4 protein-coding genes are annotated in these 4,669 nt (G+C 63.9%); 1 reads left to right on the top strand and 3 read right to left on the bottom strand.

Going from position 1 to position 4,669, the window contains the following annotated elements:
* From M3498_14555 to M3498_14565, 3 genes are all read right to left on the bottom strand, one after another.
* Window positions 1-1,197, bottom strand: a 1,197-nt coding sequence (locus M3498_14555) for a TRAP transporter fused permease subunit (protein MDQ3460500.1), incomplete at its 3' end; no start/stop codon positions are given.
* Between the two features lie 23 nt (window positions 1,198-1,220).
* Window positions 1,221-2,204 carry a TAXI family TRAP transporter solute-binding subunit gene (locus tag M3498_14560; GenBank protein MDQ3460501.1) on the bottom strand — a complete coding sequence of 328 codons (984 nt, stop codon included), beginning with the start codon at window positions 2,202-2,204 and terminating at the stop codon, window positions 1,221-1,223.
* A 236-nt stretch (window positions 2,205-2,440) separates the two neighbouring features.
* Window positions 2,441-4,021: a 4-coumarate--CoA ligase family protein gene (locus tag M3498_14565; GenBank protein ID MDQ3460502.1), complete on the bottom strand. Its 1,581-nt coding sequence runs from the start codon at window positions 4,019-4,021 to the stop codon at window positions 2,441-2,443.
* Between the two features lie 290 nt (window positions 4,022-4,311).
* Here M3498_14565 and M3498_14570 point away from each other — a divergent pair.
* A partial coding sequence (locus M3498_14570; protein MDQ3460503.1) for an enoyl-CoA hydratase-related protein occupies window positions 4,312-4,669 on the top strand: 358 nt, incomplete at its 3' end.

Here is a 4,669-nt window from a genome sequence, read left to right on the forward strand (position 1 = left end):
GATGACGACCGTGCTGATGATGCCCCAGTAGCCGGCCATCATCGGGCTGAAGCCCTGGATGATGAGATAGACGATGATGCCCAGGGGGATAAACTGGAACCAGGCCGTGCGGATAATCCGCCCGAACTTGGGCAGCATGCCTTCGGGCAGACCGCTCATGCCCATCTTGCGCGCCTGCAGGTAGACCATGACGCCGACCACCGCGAAGTAGAGAAGGGCCGGCCCGAGCGCGTGGCCGATAATGCGCACGTAGGGCACGCCGGTGTATTCGGCGATGATAAAAGCCGCCGCGCCCATGATGGGCGGCAGGATCTGACCTCCCTGAGAGGCCGCCGCCTCCGTGGCCGCGGCAAACTGTGCGGGGTAGCCGAGGCGCTTCATGAGCGGGATGGTAAAGGCGCCGGTGATGGCTACGTTGGCGGCCCCGTTGCCGGTGATCGAGCCCATGGCGGCGCTGGCGCCGACGGCGGCTAAGGCCGGCCCGCCGGTGCGCTTGCCCAAGAGGGCGAGCGCCAGGTTGACGATGGCCGAGCCCAGGCCGGAGCGGGTGAGCAGCGCGCCGAAGATGATAAAGAGCACCAAGACGGTCGAGCTAACGTAGATGGGCGCCGAGAAGATGCCGTTGGTGCTGTTGAACATCTGGCTGATGGTGCGGTTATAGCTGAAACCGGGATGCCCCAGGAGCCCCGGCAGATGAGGTCCGGCGAAGATGTAGCCGATGAACACCGAGGTGAGTAGCGCTATGGGCCAGCCGCAGGTCCGGCGGGTGGCCTCGACGATGAGGAGGATGAGCGCGCTGCCGACGACCCTGTCCGGTAGCGCGGTCCGTCCCTCGCGCATCTGGATGTCGAGGCTCTGGGTGATCATGTAGCCGGCTACGACGACCGCCAAAAGCAGCGGCAGGCCGTCCAGCAGGGGGTGAAAGCGCTTGCCCCGCGCGGGCTTGAGCGTAAAGACCAAAATGAGCACCCCGGCCACGTGCATGGCCCGGTGCAGCCACGACGAGCCCAAGATGCCGTAGCCGGCGGTGTAGATGTGAAAGAGCGAAAAGGCGATGGCGAAAAGAGAGACGAGGAGCGCGACCAGTCTCGCCGCGCCTCCCCAGTCTCCCCCCTGGAGCACCTTCTCGAGGAGGCTCGGTTCTTCGCTGGCTTCGGCAACATAGGCCGCCTCGATCTTGCGCTCCCGCTCATTCACCGTCGCCTCCTCGGCTCCCGGATCTAGTTCAGCAGGCCGATCTCGCGGTAGTAGCGAAGGGCGCCGGGATGAAGGTCCTCGGGCCTGGTGCCGGCGAGAGCAAATTCCGGGGTCAACCAGTGCGCTCGAGCGGGCTGGTTTTCCTGAAGCCTCTCGACGTTCTCCCACACCGCTCTCGTCAGGTTGTAGACGGCGTCCTCCGAGAGCTGGCGGCTGGCAAAGACGATGCTGTAGATGGAGATGGTGTCCACCTCCTCGGTCTGCATCCGGTAGGTGCCCGCCGGGACGGTGCTCCTGACGTAACCGAGCCCTAGCGCCTCGAGCTCTTCGGCCCTCTCTGGGTTCATGCCGATGATGCGCACGGGCCGGGTGGCGTCGATTTCGGAGATGATGGGCGACCCCGGCGAGCCCAGAAAGGAGGCCGCGTCGAGAATGCCGTCGCGGAGCATGGTCGCCATGTCCGAATAGCCGCCAAAGGAGATGCGCCCGCCGCCCTGACGGATAGCGTCGTAGTCGAGGCCGTAGGAGTCGAGGACGATGCGGGTCATCAGCTCGCCGCTGAAGTTTTGTTCGCCCGGCGCGAAGTGACGACCCGGCAGGTCGCCGATGCTCTCGATCGGGCTGCCCTCCATCACCACCACGTAGTACAAGGAGGGATAGAGGGCCATGACGACGCCGACGTTGTCGTAGGGCGCCTCGAAGGGCTCTCTGCCTTCACCGGCGGCGAGAAAGTCGTGCATGAAGGTAAAGCCGATCTGGCCGTCCTGGTGGTCTTGAACGGTGTGGAGGTTGCCGAGGCCCGAGCCTTCGACGACGGAGACGTTGAGCCCTGAAAACTCCTCCATCCAGATGTCGGCCAAAACGGTCGCCACCGGATACCAGGTCGAACCCGTCGGGCCGCTCGCGGTGACGAGAAAGCGCGGCAGGTCCGCGTCCTCCCTGGTGGTTTGGGCCGAGCCGAAGAGGCCCAACGCCAGAACGAAGACGGTAAAGACGATCCTGCTCATGATTTCCCCTTTCATATCAGAACACCTTGGAGACGGCAGTTGCGATAAAGCTTGGTGCTCGCCCGGTAGATGCCTCTGACGTACGACCGTTCGGTTGGTTCGAGCGAAAGCTTATCACCGCCTCTTTGTTCTGTCAACAGCGCCCTGTCAACAGCGCCCTGTCAACGGAGTAGGCGGATGGTGGAAGCCGAGTCGAGGGCAGCGCAGCTCCTCCAGGTCGCCAGAAGCGCTTTTTGCTATTTCTCCTGGCTTATGAGCACCCGGCGCAAAATCTTGCCCGCGGGAGACCTGGGAATCGCCGCGACGAACTCGAGCTTGCGCAGTTTTTTGTAGGGCGCGACCCGCTCCGCGACGAAGCTCATGATGGCGTCCTCGCCGACCTCTTTCCCTTCAGGCTCTTTTCTTACCACAAACGCCTTGGGAACCTCGCCCGCCTCCTCGTCAAGAAGGCCGATCACCGCCGCGTCGCTCACCGCCGGGTGCGTGAGCAGCACAGCCTCGAGTTCGGCCGGGGCGATCTGGAAGCCCTTGTACTTGATCAGTTCCTTGACCCGGTCGATCACCGCGAAATAGCCCTTGGCGTCCACGGTGGCGATATCGCCGGTGTGGAGCCAGCCCTGTTCGTCGATGGTCTTCGCGGTCGCTACGGGGTTGTTCAAGTAACCCTTCATCATCTGCGGCCCGCGAACGAGCAGCTCGCCCGGCTCGCCGGGACCCAGATCCTCGCCCGTAGCCACATCAACGATGCGGCACTCGGTGTTGGGGATGCAAGGGCCGACCAGCGACATGTCGATCGTTTCTGACGGGTCGGGGTTGTTGTGGGTGACGGGGCTCAGTTCGGTCATGCCGTAGCCCTGCGTCACCTCGCAGCCGAGGCGCCTGGCGCAAGCCGCCGCCACATCCTTGCCCAGTGGGGCCGCTCCCGAGATCACGCCGTGCAGGCTGGACAGGTCGTAGCTTTCGACCAGCGGCTGCTTGGCGAGCGCCAGCACGATCGGCGGCACCAGATTCGCGTAGCTGACCCTGTAGCTCTGCACGATGTCCAAAAACCGCTTCAGGTCGAACCTGGGCATGGTCACGACCGTCGCGCCCTGGTAGAGCGCGAAGTTCATGACCACCACCATGCCGTAGATGTGATAAAAGGGCAACAGGCCGATGAGGACATCTCTTTCAGTCACGGGGTTGTTGCGGTGCGTCTGGAAGCCTTCTAGCTGCCTCAGGTTGGCCGCTAGGTTGTAGTGCGTGAGCATGACTCCTTTAGGCAGGCCGGTGGTGCCGCTCGAGTAAGGGAGCACCACGACATCCTCTTTCGGGTCGATCGGTACCTCGGGAGCCTCACCGCCGCTTTGCAGGAGCGCCGCGAAGGGCGTCGCGCCCTCGGCCTCACCGAACACGAACACCTCTTTGAGGCCCGTTTCCTCTGCACTCTTGCGCGCGTTTTCCAGAAAGGCCGGCGCGGTGACGAGAAAGCTCGCCCCGGCGTCTTTGAGCTGATAACTGAGCTCAAAGGAGGTATAGAGCGGGTTGACGGTGGTCACGGTGCCACCGAGCACCGCTACGGCGTGAAAGACGATCGCGTACTCGGGCAGATTGGGGCTGTAGATAGCAAAGACGTTCCCCTTCTTGAAGCCGCGCTCGGCCAGGCTTGCGGCGACCCGCTTCACCGACTCGGCGACCTGACGGTAGCTGAGGGTGCGTCCGCTGGGACCTTCGATCAGGGCAGGCTTGTCTCCCAACTCGGCGGCGCGGCCAAGAACCAACCGGGTCAGCGGCAGCTCAGGGATCAAAACGTCGGGAAAGGGGCTTCGGTATATCATCTTACCTCCTACGCGCACCCAGATTTTTGGTTGGTCTAAGCCCCTACATTCTATACACCCCAACCTATACATCTCCAAGCGGGCGCTCTACGAAATCGCGAGGATGGGCAAGAGGGTGGGCAGACTGTGTCCGCTCGAGCCCAAAGAGCCGTCACGCCCTGGGCATCTGGGCTGTTACACTCTCTACAGAAAGCTCTACAGAGAGCTACAGGGACAGGGAGCGAGGGCAAGGTGAGCGCCAAGGGACGCCTCGAGCCCGTGACCCGGTCAACCTAGAGGAGGCAAAACCCATGCCGGACTTGGTCACTTATGAAGTTGCTTACGACAAACGCGGCGACGTCGCCGTGCTCACCATCGACAACCCGCCCGTCAACGTGCTCGGGCCCGGGGTGCCCGAGGGTATCCTGGCGGGGCTCGAGCGGGCCGGCGCCGACGACGCGGTAGCGGCTCTGGTGCTCATCGGGGCTGGACGAAGCTTTATCGCCGGGGCGGACATCAAGACCTTTGGGCTGCCGCGCGACCGGGCGCCCGATGTGCGCGGCCTGGTCGAGGGCGTGGCGGCCAGTTCCAAGCCCGTCGTCGCCGCCATCGGTGGCGCGGCTTTGGGGGGCGGGCTCGAGCTGGCCCTGGCCTGTCACTACCGGGTGG

Source organism: Deinococcota bacterium (assembly GCA_030858465.1).
Taxonomy (GTDB): Bacteria; Deinococcota; Deinococci; order Deinococcales; family Trueperaceae; genus JALZLY01.